This is a genomic window from Streptomyces olivochromogenes, from assembly GCF_001514115.1.
GTDB classification, from domain to species: Bacteria; Actinomycetota; Actinomycetes; order Streptomycetales; family Streptomycetaceae; genus Streptomyces; species Streptomyces olivochromogenes.
Genome location: NZ_KQ948459.1, coordinates 183720 through 208237 on the forward strand (window position 1 = coordinate 183720; position 24518 = coordinate 208237).

Below are 24518 nucleotides of genomic sequence, written 5' to 3' on the forward strand. Positions count from 1 at the left end.
GGGGTTCCTGGACGAAGATGAGGTTCCTGGACGAAGTGGAGCCATCGTGACGACCGCAGACCCCGCCGGCAGCAGCCGTGACCTGCCGCACCCCGTGCGTGAGGAGATCCGCCTGGAGTCGGTGCTGCACGCGCTCTCCGACCCCATGCGGCTGCGGATCGTGCGAGAGCTCGCCGCCGTCGGCGACGAGCTCTCCTGTTCGCACTTCGACCTGCCGGTCACCAAGTCCACCACCACGCACCACTTCCGGGTGCTGCGCGAGAGCGGGGTGATCCGGCAGGTCTACCGGGGAACGGCCAAGATGAACGCCCTGCGCGGAGCCGACCTGGACGCGCTGTTCCCCGGGTTCCTCGACAGCGTCCTCGCCGCGATCGAGGGGCAGGGCGAGCGGCTCGGCGAGCCTCGGCGAACGGCTGGGTGACCGGCCGAGCGCCCGGCGGGGATCAGACCGAGGCGGCCTTCGGTTCGGCGGCGGCCCCGGCCGAACCCGCCTTCCCCGGCAGGTGGTTGAAGAGCAGGTTCAGGACGATCGCCGTCAGGCACCCGGCGCTGATCCCGCTGTTCATCACCGTCTGGAACCAGTCGGGGAACTTCGCGTAGATCGTCGGCACGCCGACGGGGAGCATGCCCACGGCGACCGAGACGGCCACCACCGTCAGGTTGTTGTTCCCCTTGAAGTCCACCTCGGCCAGCGTCCGCAGCCCGCTCGCGGCGACCGTCCCGAACATCACCAGACCCGCGCCGCCAAGGACCGGCGCCGGCACCGCCGCGACCACCGCGCCCAGCTTGGGCAGCAGACCGAGCAGGACGAGGATGCCGCCCGCGGTCGCCACCACCCAGCGGCTGCGCACCCGGGTCATGCCGACCAGGCCCACGTTCTGCGCGAACGCCGTGTAGGGGAAGGTGTTGAACACACCACCGAGCACCGTGGAGAGACCGTCGGCGCGCAGACCGTCGGCCAGCGTGCGCGGCTCGACCTTCCGGTCGGTCATCTCGCCGACCGCGATGAGGTCACCGGTCGTCTCCGTCATCGTCACCAGTGCCACGACCAGCATCGACACGATCGCTGAGGCGTGGAACGTCGGCGTGCCGAAGTGGAACGGCGTGCTGATCCCGACCCAGTCGGCGTCCCCGACCCCGCCGAAGTCCGTGAACCCGAACGGCACCGCCACGGCGAGGCCCACCGCGATGCCGGCCAGCACCGCGATCCGGCTCAGGAAGGGCGGCGCGAACCGCTGCACACCCAGCACCACGGCCAGGACGAAGCCCGCGAGCGCCAGGTTCTTCGGCGCCCCGAAGTCCTTCGCGCCCACGCCGCCGGCCGCCCAGTTGCCCGCCACCGGCAGCAGTGAGACCCCGATGATCAGGATGACGGTGCCCGTGACCAATGGGGGGAAGAAGCGCAGCAGCCTGCCGAAGACCGGCGCCAGCAACATGATCGCGAGTCCCGCGACGATCACCGATCCGTAGATCGCGGGCAGTCCGCCGCCCGTCGTCCCGATCAGGACCATCGGCGTGACCGCCGCGAAGGTGCAGCCCTGCATGATCGGCAGTCGTACGCCGAACCGCCAGAAGCCCACGCACTGGATGAGGGTCGCGATACCGCACACCAGCAGGTCCGCGGTGATCAGATACGCGAGGTCGGCGGGCGAGAGCTTCATCGCCCCGCCCACGATCAGCGGTACGGCCACCGCGCCCGCGTACATCGCGAGCACGTGCTGGAGCCCGAAGGCGGCCAGGTGGCGTACGGGTGGGACCTCGTCGACGGGATGCACGGGATGCGCGGGTGCGGTGGTCGCCATGGGCACTCCAGAAGCGGCGGGTGGGGACGGGGGCGGCCGGACGGCGCGGGGAACGTCCGAACAGCACGAGACCGTAAGGGGCTTGAACAGTTTGTTGATTTCCGGCCCGTTGCCGCTATGTGTCATGCCCACCGAGTTGCGCCCGACCCCGCCGGAAAGCCCCTAGGACGAACCGGAAAGCCGCTGGGACGAACCGGAAAGCCCCTAGGACGAAGTCGCCGTCCGCGCCGCCGCCAGCAGGGACGTCCAGTCGGGCAGCTTGACCACACCCCGTCCGAGCGAGGCCCCGAGCTCCGCCTCCGCCCGCTCGATCGCCTCCCATCCGGCCCACGGAACCGGTGTCGCCCCGGCCGCCCGCAGTGCCGCGAGGGGATCCTCGGCCGACTCCCGTCGCATGAGTTCGGGGGCGTCCTCGACGAGCGAGGCCACCGTCTCCTTGGCGCACGGCCGGTTGGTGCCGATGACACCGGTCGGGCCCCGCTTGATCCAGCCCGCCACATACTCGCCCGGCGCGACCACGCCGTCGCGCAGCACCCGGCCCGCGCGGTGCGGCACCGTGCCGTGGTCCGTGTCGAAGGGCAGTCCTTCGAGGGGGACGCCCCGATAGCCGACCGAGCGCAGCACCAACTGCGCCTCGATGTCCTCGTACCGTCCCGTGCCCGTCACTCCGCCGTGTCCGTCGGGCGCCGTGCGCTCGAAGCGCACCGCGCCCACCCGGGTGCCGTCGCCCTCGTCGGGAAGCAGCTCGACCGGGCGCAGGAAGAAGCGCAGCCGGATCCGGCGGGCCCGGTCCTGCGGCGGCGCGGCGGCCCACCCCCGCAGCACCTCCACATTGCGGCGCTGGGCGGCGGGCAGGTCCGACGGGTCGGCGTACTGCGGATCGAGCGCCAACTCCTCAGGATCCACCACGACTTCGGTGTCCGGCAGCGAGCCGAGCTCGCGCAGCTCCTTGGTGGTGAACCGGGCCTGCGAGGGTCCGCGCCGCCCGATCATGCTGATCTCGGTCACCTTGCTCGCGGCCAGCGCTCTCAGCGCCGCCTGCGGCACGTCCGTGGGGCTCAGCTCGGACGCGCCGCGGGCCAGCATCCGGGTCACGTCGACGGCGACGTTCCCGACGCCGACGACCACCGCCGAGCGCGCGCCGAGTACGAAGCCGTCGGTGACGGAGTCGGGGTGCGCGCTGTACCAGGACACGAACTCGGTCGCCGACCAGCTGCCCGACAGCTCCTCGCCCGGCACTCCGAGATGGCGGTCGGTGGCGGCGCCCACGCAGTAGACCACCGCGTGGTACAGCTCCCGCAGCCGGGTCACGGGCACCCCGCCCGGGCCGACCTGGACGTCGCCCAGGAACCGCACCCGCTCGTCCTCCAGGACCGTCCGCAGATTGCTCTGCAGCGACTTGATCTTCTCGTGGTCCGGCGCCACGCCGTAGCGCACCAGGCCGTACGGGCACGGCAGCCGGTCCAGGACATCGACCCGGACCTCGGACAGCCCGCTCTGGACGAGGCTCTGGGCGGTGTAGACCCCGCTGGGCCCTGAGCCGACGACGGCGACATACAGCACGGCGGAACTCCCAATCCGAAACCCGAACAGCTCGAGGAGATCGCTGATGGCTCCAGCATCGCACCACCGACGCTCCGCTGACAGGGTGCGGCGCGCGGCACGCGCGTACGGGTTCAGTCGCACGGAAAGTCATGACATGAATACATGTTGTGATCGTTCCGGTGGCCGCCGGAGGTGTCGCCGAGCGTCACTGCAACTCGCGCATCCTGTTGATCTCGCTCGTCTGCTGGGCGATCACGTCGTCGGCCATCTCCTCGACCTGGATGTTGTTGCCCTGGGCCTTCACCTCCGTGGCCATGGAGATCGCCCCGTCGTGATGTGTGATCATCAGCTTCAGGAAGAGCGCGTCGAAGGCCCTGCCCCGCGCCGTGCGCAACTCCTTCAGCTGTGCCTCGGTGGCCATGCCGGGCATCGCCTCGTGCCGGTGCTCCGTGGCCCGCTTGGCGCCGTCGTGGGCCGTGAGCCAGCCCTTCATCGTGGTGATCTCCGGCCCCTGCGCGGCCGCGATCCGCGCGGCGAGCCGCTTCACCTGGCCCGACGCCGCCTGCTTCGGGGCGAGTGCGGTCATCTCCAGGGCCTGGGTGTGATGTTCGATCATCATCCGCGCGTAGGCGAAGTCCGCCGTGTTGGGGGAGTCGTCCTCGTTGCGCTGCTTCGCGGCGTCCGCGGCGGAGAGCGTCTCGGCCGCCTCGCCCGGCTTGCCGGGGACGATCACCGAAGGCCCGCTCGTCCCGCCGGACTTGGGAGCGGAACCCGAGCCGGAGTCGCAGCCGCCGAGCACGAGCACGGCGATCGTCAGCGATGCCGCGCCCGGGAGCGCACGGCGGGCGCGGGACGTACGGGGCGCGCGGGACGTACGACGGAGCAACACATCGACCTCCAGGGGCACATGAATCGCCGGACACCTCACGGGTGTTTCATGACCGTCCTAGCACGCCGGTGAACGTTACTGATCAAAAACCTTCATTACGAGTGCGTTGCCATCTGTTGATCAGCGCATGGTCCGGACGATACTTCTGGGGTCCGTGAACCGTTCGACTGCGAACGGCTACAAGGGAGGACGCAGTGACCCTGTTGATCGATCCCCGAACGCGGCGCAGACGCCTGGGAGTTGCCGCGGCCGCGGCCGGACTCCTGGCCGCGCTGCTCACGGCCGGCCCGGCGGCCGCGACACCCGATCCCGGGGACGGCCCCGCCGTTCCGGAGAAGGTGTCCCGCAGTGACGCCGTCGAGACCAGGACGGCGATCGCGAACGGCGAGATACCCGGGCAGGACGAGATCGTCCACTCCGACAACATCGAACACCTCACCAACATCCCCAAGGACGCGCTGCCCGGCTTCAATTCCGACCTCGCTTTCCAGGGCAAGTACGCCTTCGCCGGCAACTACGACGGCTTCCGCATCTTCGACATCAGCAACCCGAAGGCGCCCAGGACGGTGGCGCAGGTGCTCTGCCCGGGCTCGCAGAACGACGTGTCCGTCTCCGGCAACCTGCTCTTCCTGTCCACCGACTCCTCGCGCAGCGACAACTCCTGCAACAGCACCACGCAGCCCGCGACCGAGAAGTCCTCGTGGGAGGGCATGAAGGTCTTCGACATCACCGACAAGGCGAACCCGAAGTACGTCGCCGCCGTCGAGACCTCCTGCGGCTCGCACACCCACACGCTGGTGCCCGAGCGCAAGAACGTCTACATCTACGTCGCCTCGTACTCGCCGAGCGCCACCTTCCCCGACTGCCAGCCCCCGCACGACGGCATCTCGGTCATCAAGGTGCCGCGCAAGGCCCCTGAGAAGGCGGCCGTGGTGAACTTCCCGGTGCTGTTCCCGGGCGAGGGACCGGACGGCGGTGGCAACCCGGGCGCGCCCACCAACCCGGGTGTCTCCAAGACCACCGGCTGCCACGACATCACGGTCCTGCCCTCCAAGGACCTGGCTGCCGGTGCCTGCATGGGCGACGGCATCCTGTTCTCCATCAAGGACCCGGAGCACCCGAAGGTCATCGACCAGGTCGAGGACAACGTCAACTTCGCGTTCTGGCACTCGGCGACCTTCAACCAGAAGGCGAACAAGGTCGTGTTCACCGACGAGTTGGGCGGCGGTGGGGCGGCCACCTGCAACGCGGCCATCGGTCCCGACCGCGGCGCCGACGGCATCTACGACATCGTCGGCAAGGGCGACAAGCGCAAGCTCGTCTTCAAGAGCTACTTCAAGATCCCCCGCCATCAGGCCGACACCGAGAACTGTGTGGCCCACAACGGTTCGCTGATCCCCGTCAAGGGCAAGGACCTCATGGTCCAGGCCTGGTACCAGGGCGGCGTCTCCGTCTGGGACTTCACCGACTCCTCGAACCCGAAGGAGATCGCCTACTTCGAGCGCGGACCGCTGACCACCGACAAGCTCACGGTCGGCGGCGCCTGGTCGGCGTACTACTACAACGGCTATATCTACTCGAACGACATCGCCAAGGGCTTCGACGTCCTCAAGCTCAGCGACCGGCGCACCGATCCGGCCAAGCGGGTCCACCTGCGCGAGCTGAACGTCCAGACGCAGCCGGACTACTTCGACTGATCGTCAGACGGCTGATCGTCGGACGGCTGATCGTCACGCGGCTGCTCGTCCGGTCGTCGGCCGGTCGTGAAGAACCGTGACAGATCGTCCTCGCACGTCCCGCCGGGCACCTCGGTGTCCGGCGGGACACCCATCTCCCAGTCGAGGTGGTAGCGCTCGAACAGCTCGGCCCGCAGCCTCGGGACCGGCATCGGCACACCCGGCACCAGGGCCGCGTACACCGCGCCCATGAGCACCGCCCGCAACATCGGGTAGTCGGTGTCGGCGTCCAGGGAGCCGTACCCGGCGACGGTCTCCCGCAGCAGTTGCGCGAGGCGCTGCTGCTCCGGACACTGCATGAACCCCTCGCCCTGCAGTATTCCCGCCATGTGCTGACGCATCAGCACGGGCCGGTCCCGCGCCAGGCCCAGAATCGCGTCGATGGCCCGCGCCAGCCGCTCCCGGCCGTCCTCGGTACGCGGCTCGCGCTCCAGCCCCTCCTCCAGCGTGCGGTGCATCATCCGGTGCACAGCGGACTGCAGGAGCTGGCGTTTGCCGGGGAAGTAGTACGACACCAGTCCGCGCGCCGATCCCGCGCGATCCGCGATGTCCCCGAGCGTCGTCGCCTCGTAGCCGCGCTCGTTCACCAGCTCCACCGCGGCCTGCAACAGCCGCTCCCGGGAACGCCGCCGCAACTCTTCATTGACCGACGGGCTGCGCGGGGACATGCTGGAACTCCTGTGTTGACTGGCTGCCAGCCAACTATACTCAGAGCGTCCGGGCCGTGACCCACCGCGGGGGAGGCTTCGGGCTGCCGTCCGCCTGGGGCGACGCGGGGGATCGTCTCAGGCGGACGGGCACACGGCGAGCGGAATTCCCGGCCGCGCGGGATTCCCGAGCGAGTCGCACAGCCGCCCTGGCCTCCTTAGAGTGGGCGAAAGTGCCGAGGAGGCGGGTGGAGATGGATCAAGAGCAGATCCTGGCCAAGATCACGGCGATGGTGGACGACGAGCGTCGGCTGCGCGACGCCGCCGCATCAGGGCAGATCGACAGCGCCACGGAACACGAACGGCTCGGACAGCTGGAGCGCGAGCTCGACCAGTGCTGGGACCTGCTGCGTCAGCGGCGCGCGAAGTCCGAGTTCGGGGAGAACCCGGACGAAGCGCGCGTACGACCGTCTTCGCAGGTCGAGGGCTATCAGAGCTGATCGTGAGGGAGCCGCCTCCGGGCCGCCTCCGCGCCTGCGAGCCGCCCCCGGGCCCCCGGGTCTCCGGGCCGACATCGACGGCCCTCGGGCCCGCGGGTGCTCCCGGGAAGGTGCGCGGGTCAGCCGACCAGGTCCAGCACCGGCCGCAGTCCCTCCGGGCGCTGCGACGCGGGCAGGTGGTCCACGAAGTGCACCGCGCAGCCCAGCGCCGCCGCACCTCCGTCGGCGCGGCGGTCGTCCCCGACCATGAGCGTGTCCTCGGGGGCGATGCCCAGCGCGTCGCAGGCGGTCGCGAACAGCCGGGGGTCCGGCTTCTGGATGCCGTGCTCGTACGACAGCACGTACGCGCCCACGTACCGGTCGAGGCCGTGCTCACGGAAGACGGGCCGCAGATCCCAGCCGATGTTGCTGACCACCCCGACCGCGACCCCGCGCTCGCACAGGGCGTCGAGCACCTCGGCCGTGTCGGGGTAGGGCCACCACGCCGCCGGGAGCATGTGACGGTCGTACAGCGCGTCGTGCAGCCGGGCATCGGGCAGCCGCACCTGGCGGGAGATCGCGGTGTACATGACCCGGTGCCCCTCGGCACTCGAGTCCCGCCTGCGCCACAGGTCCTCCGAGCCCTCCGGCAGCCGGGGCGCGACGACACCGCCGGGCAGCGCGCCCACCGCCTCCAGGGCGTCCGCCGCCTCGGTCAACTCCCGCTCCGGCAGGGTGAGATCGGCGTCCCTGAGCACCGCGCGCAGCCAGGACTCGGTCGGTTCGGCGCGGAACAGGGTTCCGGAGAAGTCGAAGAGCACGCCTTTGATCGTCATGAGGGAGATCCTTCGGGGCGCGCTCCGGGCCGGTCAAGCATGTTCCGTGCGGGTCGAGCACACTGCGTGCCCGTCAAGTACGTTTCGAGCCGCTCCGGCGCTCATGGGCCATCACCGCCAGGGCGACCACCAGCGCGCCGAGCAGCCAGCCGCCCAGGACGTCCGAGGGCCAGTGCACGCCCAGCCAGACACGGGTCAGCCCGACACCCACGACGCAGACCACGGCCAGCGCCAGTGCCGTACGCCGCAGCGCGCGCCCGGCGCCGTACAGGTGGAGCAGCCAGAGCAGCAGCCCGCACACCACCGTCGCGGTCATGGCGTGGCCCGAGGGGAAGGCGGCGTAGTGCGCGGAGTCCACGGGGTCGGGCCAGACGGGGCGCGCGCGGCCGACCGCCGCCTTGAGCGACTGCTGCACCACCGTGCCCAGGACACAGGCGGCCGTCACCCACAGCGCCGGCCACCACGCCGAACGCTGCCGTACCAGCCAGAGCACGACCAGCGCACCCAGCGCGCGCATCGTCCACGGGTCCCACACCCAGTCCGTCAGAACGCGGAACACCTCGGTGACACCGGGTTCGTCGACCGCCCAGCGGTGCGTGGTGCGCGCGATGTCGCCGTCGAGGGCCAGCAGCGGTCGCCAGGAGAACGCGACCAGCAGGAGAAGCAGCACGGACGGAACGGCGACCGCCGCCGCGGTGACTGCCGCGGTCCGGGGGGTCGGGGCGCGAAGCGGTGGGTCGACGGGCGGGGAGCGCATACGGTGATCCTCGCCGACGTACGGGGCCGGAGACCAACCCCGTGGCACCGAACCGCCGTTGTCGCGGCTAGCCGAGCGCCCGCAGGCCCGGTACGAACGCCACCAGCAGGGGGATCACCGGCACCAGCGTGGCCGCCGCGGTCAGTCGCAGCCGCCGCGACGGCGTCAGCCGGTCCGGGGGAGCGAGCAGGCGGTGCACGCGCTGCGGGACGTGGGCCTGCGGAGTCGGACAGGGGCCGAACACGCCCCGGTCCTCGTTCAGTTCCACCAGCGCGAGGGCGGTCGTGAGGCGGCCGAAGCGGCGGGAGGCCATGTCGTCGGCGGCGAGTTCGACCAGGCGGTGCATCTCGTCGCGGAACGCGGCGAACACGGGCACCTGCGGAAAACCGACGGCGAGCGCGGCCGAGCAGTGCAGCAGCCAGTCGTGCCGGGCCCGCGCGTGCCCCTGCTCATGGGCGAGCACGGCGTCCAGCTGACGCCCCTTGAGACGGCGCAACGCGGCTGTGGTGACGACCAGTTGGGGAGCGGTCCCGGGCAGCCACCAGGCGTCAGGACGCTCGCCCTCCAGCACCACCAGCCAGTCACTGCTCGGCTCCTCACCGGGCAACAGCGGTGCGCGTACGAGGAGTTCGTCACGGCTCTGGCGACGGTGGGACCGGGCCCGCAGCACCTCGCGGACCAGCATCGCCGCGGTCCAGGCGCCACCGCAGGCGAGCGCCACGGCGGTCGTCGCGGCCCACGGGCTCCCCTTGCTCAACGCGTAGGCGTCCACGACGGAGTGCGGAGCGGGAGCGAAGACATGGCCGCGCACCGCCACCCACGCGGCGGCCGCGCTCAGCGTCATCGACAGGACGCAGCACAGCAGAACGGCCGCCACCACGCACTGCCACGCCCACAGGGCGACCACGGGTTCATGGTCCGGCCAGTCCGCCCGGGCGAGCAGTCGTGGAGCGACCACGGCGGCCAGGGCGCCGAGCAGCAACAGTGCCGCGGGGACCATCATGAGGTGAAGCCTATGAGCGGAGCGTCGCCGGGGGATACGGCCCGCGACGACAAAGTGACGTACGCCACGGTTTCACATGGCCGGGGCCGGAGTGGTTCTCAGAGCGTGACCAGCATGGCCAGCATCGCGATCCCCATGGACAGACGGCACGCCTGTGACAGCTCGGGGCGGTCGCCCCAGCCGAGGGTCCGGGGGGTGCCGCGGAGCGTCACCGAGTCGCCGACCACCGCAGCGACCGGCAACAGCCGGGCCCCGGAGCGCAGCACGTACCCGACGAAGTAGACCAGGAGCGCCCCCGTGACCAGAGGAATCCCGGAACCGCCGCCGTGCCCGTGGTGCCCGGGGGAGGCGGCCATCGCGGCGGCCATGTAGACCATGGCGCAGGCCCCGACCAGATGGTGCAGATGGTGGGGGCTGCTGCGGACCGACCACAGGGTGCGCAGGGCGGCGCCGGCGAACACCGCGGCGTACGCGAACCAGGCCCAGCGCGGCGGAGTGGCCGCCGCCGCGGGCACGGCCATCGCGGCCATGCCGAATCCCATGAGCGCCTCGGCGCCCGCGGTGCGGCGTTGCTCCTCGACGGGGCTGCGCATCCGCAACAGGCAGTAGGCCCCGCTCGCCGCGCACAGCGCTACGAGCAGCCAGCCGGGTGACGCCGGTCCGTGCACCGCGTACCTCCCCGCTCGACGGAGTCGGACAGTCGTTGATGTCGGACAGTCGGTCAGGTCATGCCCGGCCCGGGCGGTGCGCAAGCGAGCGCACAGGTGTACGCGGGGGAGCGTGCGGGAGTGCGCCGCAGGTGGGCGCGGGTGAGCGGTGACGGGAGAATATATTTCACGAGTAAAACACCTGCTAAACTTAGAGCCATGAGCAGTGCGACCCCCCAGATCCCCCGTGTACGCCGCCGTCCCCATGGACGTCACCGCTCCCCTGGACGTCGTCTCCCGCTGGCCGGTGTGCTGCGGCTCGGCCGCCCCGCCGACATCTGGTTCAAGCCCGCGCTGAGCGTGGTCGCCTCGGTCGCCGCGCCGAATCTGACGCTTCTCGCGCTCGGCCGACTCGACCTGGCCATGTACACCATGGCCGGATCGCTCTGCGCGCTCTACGCCCACAACCGTCCGTACGCCGCCCGCGCCCGCGCGCTCGCCTGGGTCGTCCTCGGCATGCTCGGCGGCCTCGCCGTCGCGCTGACCGCGGCCTCGCTCACGACGAACGCCGTCGTGCTGGTCACCGTCGGCGCGCTGCTGGCCGCCGTGCAGAAGGCGCTGTGCGACGCCACGCGCATCGGGCCGCCCGGTCACGTGGTCCTCGCCTTCATCAGTTCCGCGTCCCTGTTCGTGCCGCAGACGCTCGGCCAGGTTCCCGGCCATCTCGCGCTGGGCGCCGCGGCGGGTGCCTGGGCGTGGATCGTCGGCATGGCACCCGGACTCGTCCGCCCGCACGGGCCCGAGCGCCGCGCGACGGCGCACGCGCTGAACGCCGCGGCCACCTACGCCGAGACGGCGGGCAGCGGTGACGGGGCCGCCCGGGCCCGCGCCGCCGCGGCCGCCGCCGTGCACGGTGCCTGGCAGTCGCTGCTCTCCACCGGCGCCCGCAGCGCGCCCCGGCGCGCCCTGGAACGGCTCGTCGTGCGCGCCGAGGTGGCGATCGCCGCGCCCGCCGACACGGAGCCCGAGCGGTTGCGGGCGTGGGCATGCGAGGTACGGGGCGCCGGGCCCGTACCTCGTCCGGACGACCTAGGGGATGCCGCCGACGAACTCCTGGGCGTGGAAGTCGCACTCGCCGTGCCCCCGAACCCCTTGTTGCGTCGCCTGGGTCCACTCGCCCCGATCGCCCTGCGCACCGCGGTCGGCTGTGCCCTCGCCGGATACGCGTCGCTCGCGTTCGGCGTCGGCCGCCCCTACTGGGCGCTGGTCACCGCCGCCTCGCTCTACCAGGCCAACGTCACCCTGACCTGGAGCCGGGGAGTGCAGCGCGTCGTCGGCAACCTGATCGGCGTCCTCTTCTTCGCCGCGCTCGCCCCGTTGGCCCATCTCAACCAGGCGGTCCTCGTCCTGCTGTGCCTCGCCCTCAACTTCGGCGCCGAGGCCCTGATCGGCCGCAACTACTGGCTCGGCAGCATCTGCGTGACCCCCATGGCGCTGCTCATCACCGAGTTCGCCCGCGTCCAGCAGCCCGGTGAGCTGATGACCGACCGGGTCGCGGACACCCTGGTGGGTGCGTTGGTCGGCTTCGCCGCGGCGGTCGCGGTCACCAACCGGCGGGCCGGCGCCCGTATCGAGGACGCCCTCGACGCCGTCGAGCGGGCCCGTGAACGAGCCGTGGACCTGCTCGACGCCGAGCGTCCCGAACCCGGCGCCCTGGAGTCCGCCCGCCGCTCGCTGTCCGCTGCCGTCGTCGAGTTGCGCGCCACCGCCGACGCGGCCGCCGGCGAATGGTGGCAACGCGCCCTGCCGGAGGAGCGGGTGATGCGGGCCGAGCAGTCCGGACACCGTACGCTCGCGGCGACGGTACGACGGCAGGGACTGCACTCCTTGGAGGGCGCACAGGCATGACGGCAGCGGATGGGCGCGCGACGGACGCGGCACTCGGCCAGAGCGGCACTGCGACCCCGGCGACACCTCGGCACGCGGCGCCACACGGGCAGCCGAGTCGGATGAGCGAGCCCCCGGCTGGACGGTCGGGTTCGGCGGGCGATGCGGTCGGAGGTGCAGCCGGCGCGGACGGTCCGGCGGCCCGGCGGTCGGCGTCGACGGACGCGCGCGCCGGGGGGCGCGGCCCGTCGGGCGACTCGGCCGGACGGGGGCTCTCGACGAGTGCTCCGCTGGGAGGAGTGGCGTCGGCGGCCAACGGGACCGAAGACGAGGCCGGCGCGACCACCCCGGCCGGGGGGTCCATGCCGACGCATCCGCGGACCGGTCGGTCGGCGTCGGCGGGCCCCGGGCCCGCGGGGGCGGGCGGGGCGGACACGCCCGCGGTTGGGCCCGGCGCCACCACGGAACCCGAGCCCGCCCCCCAGGCTCCCTCGGGTGCGTCGGGTGCGTCGGGTGCGTCGGGTGCGTCGGGTGCGTCGGGCGGCTCGGGCGGCCCGGCCGGCTCAGGCACTCCGGGCAGCCCGGCTGCTGCGGGTGCCGCGGCCCCCTCGGGTGCCCCGGATGCCCCGGCCTCCTCGGGCGGCCCGGCTGCCTCGGGCAGCCCAGCCCCCTCAGGCTCTCCGGCCCCCTCAGGCTCTCCGGCCCCCTCGGGCGGCCCGGCCCCCTCGGGCGGCCCGGCCCCCTCGGGCGGCCCGGCCCCCTCGGGCGGCCCGGCCCCCTCGGGCGGCCCGGCCGCCTCGGGCAGCCCAGCCCCCTCAGGCTCTCCGGCCCCCTCAGGCTCTCCGGCCCCCTCGGGCGGCCCGGCCGCCTCAGACACTCCGGGCAGCCCGGCCCCCTCGGCCTCCCCGGGTGCCCCGGCTCCCTCGGGCGGCCCGGCTGCCTCGGGCAGCCCAGCGGCCTCAGGCACTCCAGCTCCCTCAGGCTCTCCGGCTTCCTCGGACAACCCGGCCCCCTCTGGTACCCGGGCCCCCTCTGGTACCCGGGCCCCCTCTGGTACCCAGGCCCCCTCAGGTACCCCCACCACCGCACCCCCCGACACCCCGCCCCCGGTCGACACCATGGCCGCCGTGGTAAGGCAGTGGCAGGCCGTGCATCCCGGGATCGACACCGGGCCGATGGAGATCATCGGCCGGATCAACCGCTCGGCCGCGCTGCTCCAGCAGGCCGAGGACGCCCCGTTGCGCCGGGCCGGGCTCACCCGTCCGGAGTTCGACGTCCTCGGGACCCTGCGCCGCACCGGTCATGAGCTGACCCCCAGTGAGATCGCCCGCGAGACGTTCTCCTCCGGTGCCGCCGTCACCAAGCGCCTGAAGCAACTGACCGAGCGCGGCCTGGTCGAGCGCCGAGGTGACACCCGTGACCGCCGGGTCGCGCACGTCCGGCTCACCGACGCGGGGCGCGACCTCGTCGACGGCATCCTGCCCCAGCAGCTCGCCTATGAGACGACGGCCCTGTCCGGGATCGACCTCGCCCGCCAACGCGAACTCGCCGACCTGCTCGGCGAGTTGCTCGGTCAGCTCGAAGGCCGTCTCGGGATGCCACGCGTCTGAGGCGGCCTGGGGGGCTCACTTGCTTCGGGGTCACTCACCGTTGACACGAGCCGCGCGCCGCTCCTACGTTCAGGTTCGCCCGGTTCGGGGTTCCGCCTGGCGTACGGGATGTCGAACAAGTAGAGGGACCGCGGAGGCGCAGTGGCAGCAGACACCGAGACGCTCACCATCGACCTCGGCACCGACACCGGCGCCTTCCACGGCGGGGCGAGCGGCACGCTCTACGGCCTGTACGGCGACGGAGTGCCCAGCCGCAACGTGGTCGAGGGCATGTACGTGCGCACGGTGTCGACCAAGGCCCAGGACGGCACCCAGCACCCCGGCGCCGACGCCCTCGACATCCTGCCCTCCTTCGTGGAGTGCGGCGGCAGGGACGTCTACGTCTACCTGACCGACATCTACCGCGGCTTCCCCTACCAGTGGCCCGGCGCCACCGGCGAGGAACGCCTCGCCGACTTCCGGGCCAGGGTGGAGAAGCAGGTCAGGCAGGTCCTGACGACGGGTGCCCTCAAGTCCCACATCGTCTACGTGCCTTTCAACGAACCCGAAGGAAACATGTTCGGCACGGGGGAGTGGAGCTATGACACAACCTCCTGGCACACCGACCCGCTGAACTACTTCGCTGCCTGGAAGGACCTCCACCACCTCATCAAGGGCCTCGACCCGCACGCACGCATCGCGGGCCCCAACACCTGCGTCCTGTACGAGGAGGTGCGGGGCTTCCTGGAGTTCGCCAAGGCCCACGACGTCCTCCCGGACGTGGTGACCTGGCACGAGCTGTCGACACCCGCCGCGATCCGTACGAACGTCGCCAAGTACCGCGACATGGAGCGGGAGTTGGGGATCGGCCCCCTCCCCGTCAACATCAACGAGTACGCGCACAACTACCACCTGTCCGTGCCCGGGCAGATGATCCAGTGGATCTCCGCCATCGAGGAGTCGAAGATCGACGCCGACATGGCGTACTGGAACATCGACGGCAACCTCAACGACTCGGCGGTCGAGGCGAACAAGGGCAACGGCCAGTGGTGGCTGTTCCACACCTACGGCCGGATGACCGGCCGCACGGTCCATGTGCGGGCGCCGCACCCCAATGCCCAGTACACCCTCCAGGGCGTTGCCACGCTCGACCGGGACAAGCGCCAGGCCCGCGCCCTGTTCGGCGGCAGCGGCGGCGCCGCGGATCTCGTCTTCGAGAACGTCCCCGCCGAGATCTTCGGCGGCACGGTCCACGCGAGGCTCCACGAGATCCCGTGGACCGGCCAAGTCGGCGCCTCGGCACAGCCGTTGCGCATCAAGGACCTCGAACTGCCCGTCGACGAAGGCAGGGTACTCCTTCCCCTCGCCGACCTCGACGCGATGTCCGCCTACGAGGTGATCCTCTCGCCGGGCGGCGACGGGGTCCTCGCCCCGCCCTCGATCGGCTGGCGCCGGTCGTACCACGCGGAGAACGCGACCTGGACGGGCGAGGGTTACTCGAGGAACGGGCCCGAGGGATCCCCCGCCGACGTCGACAGGTTCGCCACCTCGGGCACCTACCACGTCGGCGGACTACGCACCGGCTCCGACCTCGTCGTCGCCTTCTCCGTCGAGGTCCCGCAGGACGGGACGTACGACCTGAGCGTCCTCGCCAACTCCCACAACCTCCACGAACTCGTGCGGGAGCAGGGCCCCACCAACGTCTTCCTTCGTGTCGACGGCGCGGACCCCCAGGAGCTGCGCCTCCCCCTCGGCTACAAGCCGGTCGTCTGGGGGCACACCGACACCCGGGTGGAGCTGACGGCGGGCGCGCACACGCTCACCCTGTCCGCGCGGGACCCCGACCTCGGCGCCACCCGGGGCGACGCGATCATCGACCGGATCGACCTCGTCCTGCGGGACGCGCACGTGACCGCGCCCGCGCTGTACGAGGCCGCGTACGCGGGCCTCGGCGCCGGCGCCCGCGTGACGTACGAGCACCGCGGCGCCCGCGGGCCGGGTGCCGTACTGCTGCCGCCAGGAGGGACCGCCACGTTCTGGGTGCACGCGGCCGTCGACGGCGAGGCGCTCGTGACGGTGGATCAAATCGGCCCAGGAGAGGGGTTGTTGACGGTCAACGGGGTGGAGGTGGGAGGCCTCGACCGGGCCAGGATCCCGCTGTTCCTGACCGGTGGCATCAACAAGCTGACGGTGACCGGCACTTCGGAGCTCCTCGTCCTCGACCGGCTGTGCGTGGGACCGGGAACCGGACGCCTCGAGACCACCGTGTACCCCGCCGAGGAGGGCACGGTGACCGGCGAGGCCAAGGTGACGGGCGCCCACACCTTCGCCACCGGCGGGAAGGCGGTCGAGGGAATCGGCCGGGGACCGGACAACGCCCTCACCCTGACCGTCACGGCGGCACGCACCGGACGTCATGCCCTGACCGTCCGCTACTCCAACGGCGAGCAGCCCCCGGCCACCCACTACAACCCCGATCCGGTCTGCCGCCACGCGGACCTGTCCGTGAACGGGGCGCCGGCGCACCGGATCCTCTTCCCCACCACCTTCCACTTCAACAACTTCTGGGACCTCACCGTCCCCGTCACCCTGAACGAAGGCACCAACACCCTCACCTTCACCGCCGACGAGCGGCCCGACTTCGACGGCGACACCACCAACGCCCACCAACAGCGCTCCGCGTACGCGCCCGTCATTGACCAGGTGGCGGTGACACCCCTGGCATGAGCTCCGGTCGAGCGTCCGGCTAGCCCTCCTCGCCCGCCACATGAACCCCGAAGAACGCCCCCTGCGGGTCCCGCAGGACGGCGATCCGGGGGCCGTCCGGTACGGACGTGGGCTCCATGAGAATGCTGCCGCCCGCCCCGACGGTGGCGTTCGCGGTGGCGTCCACGTCCTCGACGGCGAAGTACGGCAGCCAGTGCGGCGGCACCGCGTGCGGGAAGTTGTCGTCCATCGCCACCATGCCGCCGAAATCGGCTCCCTCGATGCCCCACTGCGTGTAGTGCTCGGAGGCGTTCACGGTCCAGCCGAAGACCGTGGTGTAGAACTCGACGGCCCGGTCCGGGGCGCGCGTCAGCAACTCCACCCACCCGAGCGCGCCCGGCGCGTTGAACAGCCCCGCGCCCGGGAAGGCCCGCGCCTGCCACAGCTGGAAGGCCGCGCCGGTCGGATCGAACACCACCGCGAAACGCCCGACGTCGAACACGTCCATCGGGCCGAGGACGACCGTGCCGCCCGCGGCCTGCACCGCGTCGACGGCGGTGTCCGCGTCGGCCACCGCGAACGAGACGTTCCAGGCGACGGGCTGCGACTCCTGGTACAGCGGGGAGATCGCCGCGACCGGCGCGTCGCCGAGGTGCGCGACCGTGTAGCCGCCCGCCTCCTGGCGCGGGTCGGTCTCCGGGCGCCAGCCGAACAGATCGGCGTAGAAGCGCTTGGCCGCCTCCAGATCACTGGTCCCGAGCTCGGTCCAGCACGGACCGCCGGTCACCGGCTTGTCGAGCTTCATGACGTTCCTCCACCCTGCCGCCAGAAGGCCCCTCCAGCACGCTATGCCCGTGCCCTGGCCGTGGCTATCCGGGCCCGACCCCGGGCACCTGATCCCCTCACCGCCGGCAGCCGCGCCCGAACCCACTGGTCACCCTTGACGGCTCGTGGATGGACGCGGACACAGACGGCCGTCCGCTCAGATGTGCGTGTCGGGGGTGCCGCGAACCGCATACGCCGGCAGGCGGGCTTCCCCCAGGTAGGCCGGGGAGAGCGAGAGGCCGAACCGCTGCTCGATCACGCCGAGGGTGCGCCGGTAGGTATCCGTGTAGTGCTCGCGTTCGTGAGCGATGACGGTGGTCCCGTCGGGCTCCAGCACGTGCCCGGCCACGAGGTCCGGAAGCAGCAGGTCAGGCTCCCGGCCCCAGCGCCACACCTCCTCGCCCAGCCCGAAGCCACACAGTTCCGCGCCGTCCCGCGCGTAGAAGACAGTGGCTGGCGGATGCTCTTGCATCGGCACGTAGTGGACGGCTTCGGCACCATCGCGGGAGATCTCTGCCAGCCGCTCCCCGCCGGTCGAGTCCCCGTACTCCAGAGCGAACGACCAGCCTCCATGCTCTCCGACCCGTACAACACCATCGCCGTCCTGGCCCGGGCGGTACCACTCGCCGAGGTCCCACGCCTCGGCGTCGGTGATCGGCTCGGTCGCTCCGTCCCGGTCGCCTCCCATACGCACCGCCAGTTCCTGCGCGGATATCCCGCGTGCGAACACCACGCTGGACATCCAGTGCTCCAGATCGACCAGCCACCGAATCCCGTCGTGCATGCCTTCGCCCCTCACTCATCAGCCCTTGACTGCCGGGGCGCACCCTATGACGCGCCACCGACACGGCGATCTCGCAGAGCAGCGCCAAGTGATCACGTCGTCGTAGCCGCGCCCGGGGCCGCTGTCACACCTGCTCGCCAGGGTCGCGATCATGAGTGACGGAGTCGAGTGCATGGACGAAGAGCTGGGCCGTGGAGGCTTCTCCCTCATGAGGGTGAAGGGGATCAGTCACGAGGAACTGGCCGTCCGCCTGGGCGCGCAGCCCGGCACCACCATGGACCCGGACACCGCCCACGAAACGCTGAAGCTCTCCCCCGGAGCATGGGACCTGCCCGACTGCGCGATGCTCGGCGAAACCGGCAACGGCTGGGCGTTCGCGGTCGAGTCTCCCGAGGCCCGCGACCGCGTCGACCGGCTCGCCCCGGGCAGGGACATGTGGTCGAAGCACACGGTCGTCAGCATCTGGGACAGCACCATGGATCCGCCGATCATCAACGTCAACGTGGATGCGGACCACCCGCTCACCCGTCGCTTGGTCGCCGAGGGCGGACTCGGCGTGCGCTTCGTCCGCGTCCACAGAGACGATGAGTCCGACGATGTGACGATGTCGGATGATTACAAGGTCCGCGACTACAAGGTCCGCGACATACCCGGCCACCCGCCGCAGGGATGCCCAGGGGAGCAGAGGAGCCCCGCGCACTTGCTCCCCCGTGGAAGTGAGCGGGGCCTCTTCGTTTCCGCAGGTCAGACCGTCACGGGCGGAACCGCAAGGGATGATCCTCGGGGATCTCGACGACAACGATCTCGGTACCGTCCGGATCCGCGATCCACATCTCGATCAGCCCCCACGGCTCCTTCAGCGGCGGGCGCACGATGTCGACCCCGGCCGCCGACAGCTCCTCGTGCGCCGCGTCGGCGTCGGCCACCTGGAGCCAGAGCCTGAGCGCGGGCGAGGGCGGGGTCTCGGAGCGGCCCGAGACCTCCAGGAAGCCGCCGCCGAGGAAGTAGACCGTGCCGCGCTCGGGCCCCGTCCCGAACTCCCGGTGGACGGCGAGCCCCAGAAGCTCGCCGTAGAAGGAGCGGGAGCGCTCCGGGTCGGTGGGCCGCAGAAGGATCCGACTGCTCAGTACATGCACCATGCGCCCGGAGCCTAGGGCCTGTCCGGGCGATCACGGTGGAGCGAGGCGACGCGATGAGGGTCCCCCGCTCGCGCGAAGTCGAGAGTGGGGGAGTCGTCGAGCGACGACAACGTCGCAGATGTGAGCCCGCCGTGGAGCAGCCGATGTCACCGCCACCGCGGGTCTGCGCCGTGATCGGCCGGACAGGCCCTCGGGCCTCAAGGGCGGGGGCGTTACGCTCGGCGGTGCCCGAGCTGCGCCAGAGAATTCGGAGAACCGTTCCATGGACACCGCCGCCGCCACCGGACTGACCTTCCGCGATGCCACCGACGCCGATGTGGACGCCCTCGTCGCACTGATCGAGTCGGCCTACCGCGGGGACTCCAGCCGGACCGGCTGGACCACGGAGGCGGACATCCTCGAAGGCCAGCGGACCGACCCGGAGGGCGTGCTCGCCGTCATCAAGTCGCCGAACAGCCGCCTGCTGACCGTGGAGCGGGACGGCGGCGTCGTCGCCTGCTGCCAGCTCGAACACCGCGGCGACCACGCCTACTTCGGCATGTTCGCGGTCAGCCCCGCACTCCAGGGCGGCGGACTCGGCAAGGTGATCATCGCCGAGGCGGAGCGGCACGCCCACGAGACCTGGGGTGTCGCGGAGATGCACATGACCGTGATCTCCGCACGCGAGGACCTCATCGCCTGGTACGAGCGGCGCGGCTACCGCCGTACGGGAAAGATGACCCCCTTCCCGTACGGCGACGAGCGCTTCGGCATTCCGCAGCGCGACGACCTGCAGTTCGAGCTGCTGGTCAAGCCCCTGGCGCAGCCGGCTGAGTGATCCTCAGGCCGTGAAGCGGCCGGTGCGTTTGATCTGGGGGTAGTCGGTGGTCGCGCCGTCCAGCTCCAGAGCGCGCACCAGCCGCAGGTGGTCCTGGGTGTTCACCACCCAGCCGATGATCCGCAGATCAGCCTTGCGGGCGTGCTCGACGACCTCCAGGGTCAGCCGGCGGATATTGAGGCAGACGGTGGCAGCGCCGGCCTCCACGGCGCGGTCCACGACATCGACGTCGTAGCGGCTCGCGATGAGCGCCGTGCGGACGCCCGGCACGAGCCGGGTGATCTCGGCGATCGCCTCGTCGTGGAACGACGACACCTCCACCCGCCCCACCAGATCGCGCCGGAGCATCACCTCGGCGAGCGCCCGCGCCGCCGCCGTGTCCTTGATCTCGGCCTGCAGCGGCGCTCTGACGGCGTCCAGGACCTCTTCGAAGACGGGCACGCGCTCACCGTGCCCGGCGTCCAGGGCGCGCAGCTCGGCGAGGGTCTTCTCGGCGATCGGCCCCGAGCCGTCGGTCGTACGGTCCACGTCCGCGTCGTGCATGACGACGAGCGCGCCGTCCTTGCTCAGATGCAGATCGAGTTCGATCAGGTCGAGGCCCGCGTGCTGGGCGGCGATGAAGGAACGGAGGGTGTTCTCGGGTTCGACACCCATCACTCCGCGATGACCGATGGTGAGGAAGTTCAAGATTCGACTCGCTTCCGTCGACGGCGGCTCGGCTCGCGCGTGGTCTCGGCGGCACCCACGCGGCAAGGCCGCAGCCTAATCGTCCCGCAGCGCGATGTACCCGCTCGTACGCCAGGCAGGGCGTGTCTGCCGCAAGGGGAGAGCGGGCCGTTGGCGCCGGGGCACGTCACCCGGGCGTGGGCGAGTCTTCCGGCGGTTGACCCCGAGCGCCCCGGAGCCGTTGCTCGTGCCACTTCGCGGCGCTTCCCACGGATGTCCGTGTGCCCGGCGCCGTAGAGGGGAAGTAGTCGCCTTCACGGTTTCCGGCAGGAAAAAGAGCGGTGAAGAAGGGGTGGTGCAGGATAATCTATCGAGTCTCCCCTTGCGGGAAGGAACCTCGTTTACATACGGTGTGCATACGCGAGGTTCTCCCGTGGAGGGTGAGAGATGACGGAAATTCTTGTGTCAGTGGGTCTGGAGGAGCGGGTTCCTCCCGTGGGCAGGGTGGTGGAGCACCCGGCTTGGCCTGTGCTCAAGGATGCCGTGGAGGAGATCCGACCCTGGCAGTCCAAGGACGGGTCGATCGACTTCGAGGCCGAGGGCGCCCCGGACACGGCCGATGCCGAGCTGGCCGTACGCCGTGCGATAGACGCCATCGAGCAGCTCGCCCCGCTGCTGCCGCACGACGCCGAGTACCACGAGGCGCTCGTGAAGGACCTGCGCCGCTGGGCCGACGGTGGCTTCCAGGTGCCCGACTTCCTGGACTCCCTGCTGGCCTTCCAGCCCGCCGCGCACCGCGAGGACGGCCTCCAGCACCTGGTCGTCTTCCCGATGTACACGCAGAACGGCAACCCGGACCGCAACTTCGAGGCGGTCGTGCTGCGCATGGTCTGGCCGGAGTGGCTGGCGGAGCTGGAGCGCACCCGCTACGACAACCCGCTGTTCTGCGGCATCACCTTCGAGGACTTCACGGCGGGCTACGACACCAACTCGGCCGTCCTCTTCCCGGAGACGATCGCCGTGCGCGAGGCGCCGGAACGTTTCTCCTGGGGTGGCATCTTCTGCGACCGCGAGGCCGCCCGCTTCCGCGCCGTCACCGACGCCGCCGTGGACGTCCTGGGCCTTCAGCTGCCCGAGGACATCGCCGCGATGGTCCACGACCAGCAGCGCTGCGAGCAGGCCTTCGTGCTGTGGGACATGGTCCACGACCGCACCCACAGCCACGGCGACCTGCCGTTCGACCCGTTCATGATCAAGCAGCGTCAGCCGTTCTGGATGTACGGCCTCGAGGAGCTGCGCTGCGACCTCACCGCCTTCAAGGAGGCCGTGAAGCTGGAGGCCGAGGGTCACCAGCACGGCCGTGACGTGCAGTACGCGGTGCTCTTCGACCGGATGTTCCGCTTCCCCGTCACCGGCGACCGCGTCCGCAACTACGACGGTCTCGGCGGCCAGCTCCTCTTCGCCTACCTGCACCAGCACGACGTCGTCCGCTGGACCGACAACAAGCTGCACATCGACTGGCAGCGCGCCCCGCAGGTGACCAACCAGCTGTGCGCCGAGATCGAGGACCTCTACCGGGCCGGCATCGACCGCCCCAAGCTCGTCCACTGGTTCAAGGCGTACGAGCTCGTCTCCACCTACCTCGCCCCGCACCCCGGCTCCCGCTGGGCCAAGGGCCCGGACGCCCTCGATCTGACCCAGCCGCCCCGTAAGCTCGTCGACGACGTGCTTCCGGACGAGTTTCCGCTGAGCATGTTCTATGAGGCGCTCTCCAAGAAACTGAAGAACGTGATCGCCTCCACCAAGGGCATCACCGCGACGAGCGCCGAGCGGGCCGCCGCGTGAGCGCTCGTACCGGGGATGTTCAGGAGGCGAAGGCGATGGCACACGGAAACGGCAACGGACCCCTCAGCGGCGCGGTGATCGCGGTCGCCGGAGCGGGCGGACCCGCCGGGCGCGCGACCCTGGCCCGGCTCGCCGACGCGGGCGCGACCGTCATCGGATCGGACAACGATCCCGAGCGGCTCGCGGAGGCCGTGGACGCGGCCCGCTACGGGCACGGCGGCGCCACCGTCGTGGGCGACACGGTCGACCTGCTCGATCTCGAGTCGACCCGCGACTGGGCCATCCGCGTCGAGAAGGACTTCGGCCACGTCGACGGCCTGGTCCATCTGGTCGGCGGCTGGCGGGGCAGCGAGACCTTCACCAGGACGAGCCTCGACGACTGGGACTTCCTGGAGCTGCTGCTCATTCGCACGGTGCAGAACACGTCCCTCGCGTTCCACGAGGCGTTGCAGCGCAGCGACCGTGGCCGCTACCTCCTGATCAGCGCGGCCGGCGCGAGCAAGCCCACCGCGGGCAACGCCGCCTACTCCGCCGCCAAGGCCGCCGCCGAGGCGTGGACGCTGGCCATGGCCGACTACTTCCGCAAGGCCGGGGGCGAGCAGGGTCCGACTTCCGCGGCTGCCATCCTGGTGGTCAAGGCACTGGTGCACGACGCGATGCGCGCCGAGCGCCCGAACGCGAAGTTCGCGGGCTTCACGGACGTCGAGGATCTGGCCGAGGCCATCGCCGACGTCTGGTCGCGGCCCGCCGGTGAAGTGAACGGAAACCGTCTGTGGCTGACCGAGAAGCCGTGAACCCTCCGAAGACCGACGCCCGGCGTCACCACGACCCGGCCGTCCGCGGCTTCGCCAGCGACAACTACGCGGGGGCCCACCCCGAGGTGCTCGCCGCCGTGGCCCTGGCCAACGGCGGGCACCAGGTCGCGTACGGCGAGGACGACTACACGGCGAACCTCCAGCAGATCATCCGCAGCCACTTCGGCGCCACCGCCGAGGCCTTCCCGGTCTTCAACGGGACCGGCGCGAACGTGGTCGCGCTCCAGGCGGTCACCGACCGCTGGGGTGCGGTGATCTGCGCGGAGAGCGCGCACATCAACGTCGACGAGGGCGGCGCCCCCGAGCGCATGGGCGGCCTCAAGCTGCTCACCGTGCCGACGCCCGACGGCAAGCTCACCCCCGAGCTGATCGACCGTCAGGCCTTCGGCTGGGACGACGAGCACCGTGCGATGCCGCAGGTCGTCTCGATCACCCAGAGCACCGAACTGGGCACCCTCTACACGCCCGACGAGATCCGCGCGATCTGCGACCATGCCCACGCGCACGGCATGAAGGTGCACCTGGACGGGTCCCGGATAGCCAACGCGGCCGCCTCCCTGGACGTCCCCATGCGGACGTTCACCAACGCGGTCGGTGTCGACCTCCTGAGCCTCGGCGGGACGAAGAACGGCGCGCTGTACGGCGAGGCCGTCGTCGTCCTCAACCAGGACGCGGTCAGTCACATGAAGCACCTGCGCAAGCTGTCCATGCAGCTCGCCTCCAAGATGCGCTTCGTCTCCGTGCAGTTGGAGGCACTGCTCGCCAAGGACCTGTGGCTGCGCAACGCCCGCCACTCCAACCAGATGGCCCAGCGGCTGGCCGAGGGCGTGCGCGCGGTGCACGGCGTGGAGATCCTCCACCCGGTCCAGGCCAACGCCGTCTTCGCGCGTCTTCCGCACGACGTGAGCGAGCGGCTCCAGAAGCGCTACCGCTTCTACTTCTGGGACGAGGCGGCGGGCGACGTCCGCTGGATGTGCTCCTTCGACACGACCGAGGACGACGTCGACGGGTTCGTGGCGGCGCTCAAGGAGGAGATGGCTCACGCGTAGCCCGAGCGCCATCGTGTGCATAGGTATGCGGTCACCTGAAAAGTCATTGACTCTC

At 71.1% G+C, this 24518-nt stretch carries 22 protein-coding genes; 10 read left to right on the plus strand and 12 right to left on the minus strand.

The genetic code is table 11. From position 1 onward, the window contains the following. Nucleotides 1–46 precede the first annotated feature (46 nt). Nucleotides 47–421, plus strand: coding sequence for an ArsR/SmtB family transcription factor (locus tag AQJ27_RS24765; protein ID WP_067372852.1), 375 nt, complete (start codon nt 47–49; stop codon nt 419–421). Nucleotides 422–443: 22 nt separating this feature from the next. Here AQJ27_RS24765 and AQJ27_RS24770 read toward each other — a convergent pair whose 3' ends face one another. From AQJ27_RS24770 to AQJ27_RS24780, 3 genes are all read right to left on the minus strand, one after another. Next, nucleotides 444–1802, minus strand: a complete 1359-nt coding sequence (locus AQJ27_RS24770; RefSeq protein WP_067372855.1) for a nucleobase:cation symporter-2 family protein — start codon at nt 1800–1802, stop codon at nt 444–446. 204 nt (nt 1803–2006) lie between these two features. Next, nucleotides 2007–3365 carry an FAD-dependent oxidoreductase gene (locus tag AQJ27_RS24775; protein ID WP_067372858.1) on the minus strand — a complete coding sequence of 453 codons (1359 nt, stop codon included), beginning with the start codon at nt 3363–3365 and terminating at the stop codon, nt 2007–2009. Nucleotides 3366–3552: 187 nt separating this feature from the next. After that, entirely contained in the window at nt 3553–4254 is a 702-nt protein-coding gene (locus AQJ27_RS24780; RefSeq protein WP_096239940.1) for a DUF305 domain-containing protein, read from the minus strand. 176 nt (nt 4255–4430) lie between these two features. Here AQJ27_RS24780 and AQJ27_RS24785 point away from each other — a divergent pair, with 176 nt between their 5' ends. Further along, nucleotides 4431–5933, plus strand: coding sequence for an LVIVD repeat-containing protein (locus AQJ27_RS24785; RefSeq protein WP_067372862.1), 1503 nt, complete (start codon nt 4431–4433; stop codon nt 5931–5933). On the opposite strand, the gene AQJ27_RS24790 is transcribed toward AQJ27_RS24785, so the two are convergent. Further along, on the minus strand, nt 5921–6640 hold the full coding sequence (locus tag AQJ27_RS24790) for a TetR/AcrR family transcriptional regulator (RefSeq protein ID WP_067372864.1): 720 nt from the start codon (nt 6638–6640) through the stop codon (nt 5921–5923). The genes AQJ27_RS24785 and AQJ27_RS24790 overlap by 13 nt on opposite strands. A 233-nt stretch (nt 6641–6873) precedes the next feature. Between AQJ27_RS24790 and AQJ27_RS24795 the strand changes: the two genes are divergently transcribed. After that, nucleotides 6874–7119, plus strand: coding sequence for a DUF2630 family protein (locus AQJ27_RS24795; protein WP_067373507.1), 246 nt, complete (start codon nt 6874–6876; stop codon nt 7117–7119). A gap of 119 nt (nt 7120–7238) precedes the next feature. Here AQJ27_RS24795 and AQJ27_RS24800 read toward each other — a convergent pair whose 3' ends face one another. The 4 genes from AQJ27_RS24800 to AQJ27_RS24815 all read right to left on the minus strand — a co-directional run bounded on the left by AQJ27_RS24800 (nt 7239) and on the right by AQJ27_RS24815 (nt 10362). Next, nucleotides 7239–7934, minus strand: coding sequence for an HAD family hydrolase (locus AQJ27_RS24800; RefSeq protein ID WP_067372865.1), 696 nt, complete (start codon nt 7932–7934; stop codon nt 7239–7241). 73 nt (nt 7935–8007) lie between these two features. Further along, complete coding sequence (locus tag AQJ27_RS24805) at nt 8008–8691, minus strand: phosphatase PAP2 family protein (protein WP_067372867.1); 684 nt, start codon at nt 8689–8691, stop codon at nt 8008–8010. A 67-nt stretch (nt 8692–8758) separates the two neighbouring features. Further along, nucleotides 8759–9694: a M56 family metallopeptidase gene (locus AQJ27_RS24810; RefSeq protein WP_067372869.1), complete on the minus strand. Its 936-nt coding sequence runs from the start codon at nt 9692–9694 to the stop codon at nt 8759–8761. 98 nt (nt 9695–9792) lie between these two features. Continuing rightward, nucleotides 9793–10362: a DUF5134 domain-containing protein gene (locus tag AQJ27_RS24815; protein WP_067372872.1), complete on the minus strand. Its 570-nt coding sequence runs from the start codon at nt 10360–10362 to the stop codon at nt 9793–9795. 198 nt (nt 10363–10560) lie between these two features. Between AQJ27_RS24815 and AQJ27_RS24820 the strand changes: the two genes are divergently transcribed. The 3 genes from AQJ27_RS24820 to AQJ27_RS24830 all read left to right on the plus strand — a co-directional run bounded on the left by AQJ27_RS24820 (nt 10561) and on the right by AQJ27_RS24830 (nt 16544). Further along, nucleotides 10561–12249 carry an FUSC family protein gene (locus AQJ27_RS24820; protein ID WP_079065228.1) on the plus strand — a complete coding sequence of 563 codons (1689 nt, stop codon included), beginning with the start codon at nt 10561–10563 and terminating at the stop codon, nt 12247–12249. A 1097-nt stretch (nt 12250–13346) separates the two neighbouring features. Continuing rightward, entirely contained in the window at nt 13347–13838 is a 492-nt protein-coding gene (locus AQJ27_RS24825) for a MarR family winged helix-turn-helix transcriptional regulator (protein WP_067372878.1), read from the plus strand. Nucleotides 13839–13979: 141 nt separating this feature from the next. After that, nucleotides 13980–16544 carry a carbohydrate-binding protein gene (locus tag AQJ27_RS24830; protein WP_067372881.1) on the plus strand — a complete coding sequence of 855 codons (2565 nt, stop codon included), beginning with the start codon at nt 13980–13982 and terminating at the stop codon, nt 16542–16544. Between the two features lie 19 nt (nt 16545–16563). Here the strand turns inward: AQJ27_RS24830 and AQJ27_RS24835 are convergent, their stop codons facing one another. The 3 genes from AQJ27_RS24835 to AQJ27_RS24850 all read right to left on the minus strand — a co-directional run bounded on the left by AQJ27_RS24835 (nt 16564) and on the right by AQJ27_RS24850 (nt 19271). Continuing rightward, complete coding sequence (locus AQJ27_RS24835) at nt 16564–17328, minus strand: VOC family protein (RefSeq protein ID WP_067372884.1); 765 nt, start codon at nt 17326–17328, stop codon at nt 16564–16566. Nucleotides 17329–17505: 177 nt separating this feature from the next. Then, nucleotides 17506–18132 (minus strand): DUF6461 domain-containing protein, encoded by a 627-nt coding sequence (locus tag AQJ27_RS24840; protein ID WP_067372887.1) that lies wholly within the window; start codon nt 18130–18132, stop codon nt 17506–17508. Between the two features lie 752 nt (nt 18133–18884). After that, nucleotides 18885–19271, minus strand: a complete 387-nt coding sequence (locus AQJ27_RS24850; protein WP_067372893.1) for a VOC family protein — start codon at nt 19269–19271, stop codon at nt 18885–18887. A 262-nt stretch (nt 19272–19533) separates the two neighbouring features. Between AQJ27_RS24850 and AQJ27_RS24855 the strand changes: the two genes are divergently transcribed. After that, complete coding sequence (locus AQJ27_RS24855; protein WP_067372896.1) at nt 19534–20088, plus strand: GNAT family N-acetyltransferase; 555 nt, start codon at nt 19534–19536, stop codon at nt 20086–20088. A 3-nt stretch (nt 20089–20091) separates the two neighbouring features. Here the strand turns inward: AQJ27_RS24855 and AQJ27_RS24860 are convergent, their stop codons facing one another. Beyond that, complete coding sequence (locus tag AQJ27_RS24860) at nt 20092–20775, minus strand: glycerophosphodiester phosphodiesterase (protein ID WP_067372898.1); 684 nt, start codon at nt 20773–20775, stop codon at nt 20092–20094. A gap of 426 nt (nt 20776–21201) precedes the next feature. On the opposite strand from AQJ27_RS24860, the gene AQJ27_RS24865 reads away from it, so the two are divergent. The 3 genes from AQJ27_RS24865 to AQJ27_RS24875 are packed head-to-tail and all read left to right on the plus strand — an operon-like array spanning nt 21202 to nt 24463. After that, the gene (locus AQJ27_RS24865) at nt 21202–22599 is read left to right on the plus strand and encodes a DUF6421 family protein (protein WP_067372902.1); all 1398 of its coding nucleotides are present in this window, start codon (nt 21202–21204) and stop codon (nt 22597–22599) included. Nucleotides 22600–22634: 35 nt separating this feature from the next. Then, nucleotides 22635–23393 (plus strand): SDR family oxidoreductase, encoded by a 759-nt coding sequence (locus AQJ27_RS24870; RefSeq protein ID WP_067372905.1) that lies wholly within the window; start codon nt 22635–22637, stop codon nt 23391–23393. Beyond that, nucleotides 23390–24463, plus strand: coding sequence for a threonine aldolase family protein (locus AQJ27_RS24875; RefSeq protein WP_067372908.1), 1074 nt, complete (start codon nt 23390–23392; stop codon nt 24461–24463). Before AQJ27_RS24870 ends, AQJ27_RS24875 begins: the two co-directional genes overlap by 4 nt. The last annotated feature ends 55 nt before the right edge of the window (nt 24464–24518 follow it).

Coding starts and splice junctions, on each gene's coding strand:
- AQJ27_RS24790 (WP_067372864.1), bottom strand. CDS start 6,640: ATGTCCCCGCGCAGCCCGTCGGTCAATGAAGAGTTGCGGCGGCGTTCC.
- AQJ27_RS24835 (WP_067372884.1), bottom strand. CDS start 17,328: ATGAAGCTCGACAAGCCGGTGACCGGCGGTCCGTGCTGGACCGAGCTC.
- AQJ27_RS24820 (WP_079065228.1), top strand. CDS start 10,561: ATGAGCAGTGCGACCCCCCAGATCCCCCGTGTACGCCGCCGTCCCCAT.
- AQJ27_RS24865 (WP_067372902.1), top strand. CDS start 21,202: ATGACGGAAATTCTTGTGTCAGTGGGTCTGGAGGAGCGGGTTCCTCCC.
- AQJ27_RS24805 (WP_067372867.1), bottom strand. CDS start 8,691: ATGCGCTCCCCGCCCGTCGACCCACCGCTTCGCGCCCCGACCCCCCGG.
- AQJ27_RS24855 (WP_067372896.1), top strand. CDS start 19,534: ATGGACACCGCCGCCGCCACCGGACTGACCTTCCGCGATGCCACCGAC.
- AQJ27_RS24770 (WP_067372855.1), bottom strand. CDS start 1,802: ATGGCGACCACCGCACCCGCGCATCCCGTGCATCCCGTCGACGAGGTC.
- AQJ27_RS24870 (WP_067372905.1), top strand. CDS start 22,635: ATGGCACACGGAAACGGCAACGGACCCCTCAGCGGCGCGGTGATCGCG.
- AQJ27_RS24850 (WP_067372893.1), bottom strand. CDS start 19,271: ATGGTGCATGTACTGAGCAGTCGGATCCTTCTGCGGCCCACCGACCCG.
- AQJ27_RS24840 (WP_067372887.1), bottom strand. CDS start 18,132: ATGCACGACGGGATTCGGTGGCTGGTCGATCTGGAGCACTGGATGTCC.
- AQJ27_RS24800 (WP_067372865.1), bottom strand. CDS start 7,934: ATGACGATCAAAGGCGTGCTCTTCGACTTCTCCGGAACCCTGTTCCGC.
- AQJ27_RS24825 (WP_067372878.1), top strand. CDS start 13,347: ATGGCCGCCGTGGTAAGGCAGTGGCAGGCCGTGCATCCCGGGATCGAC.
- AQJ27_RS24795 (WP_067373507.1), top strand. CDS start 6,874: ATGGATCAAGAGCAGATCCTGGCCAAGATCACGGCGATGGTGGACGAC.
- AQJ27_RS24810 (WP_067372869.1), bottom strand. CDS start 9,694: ATGATGGTCCCCGCGGCACTGTTGCTGCTCGGCGCCCTGGCCGCCGTG.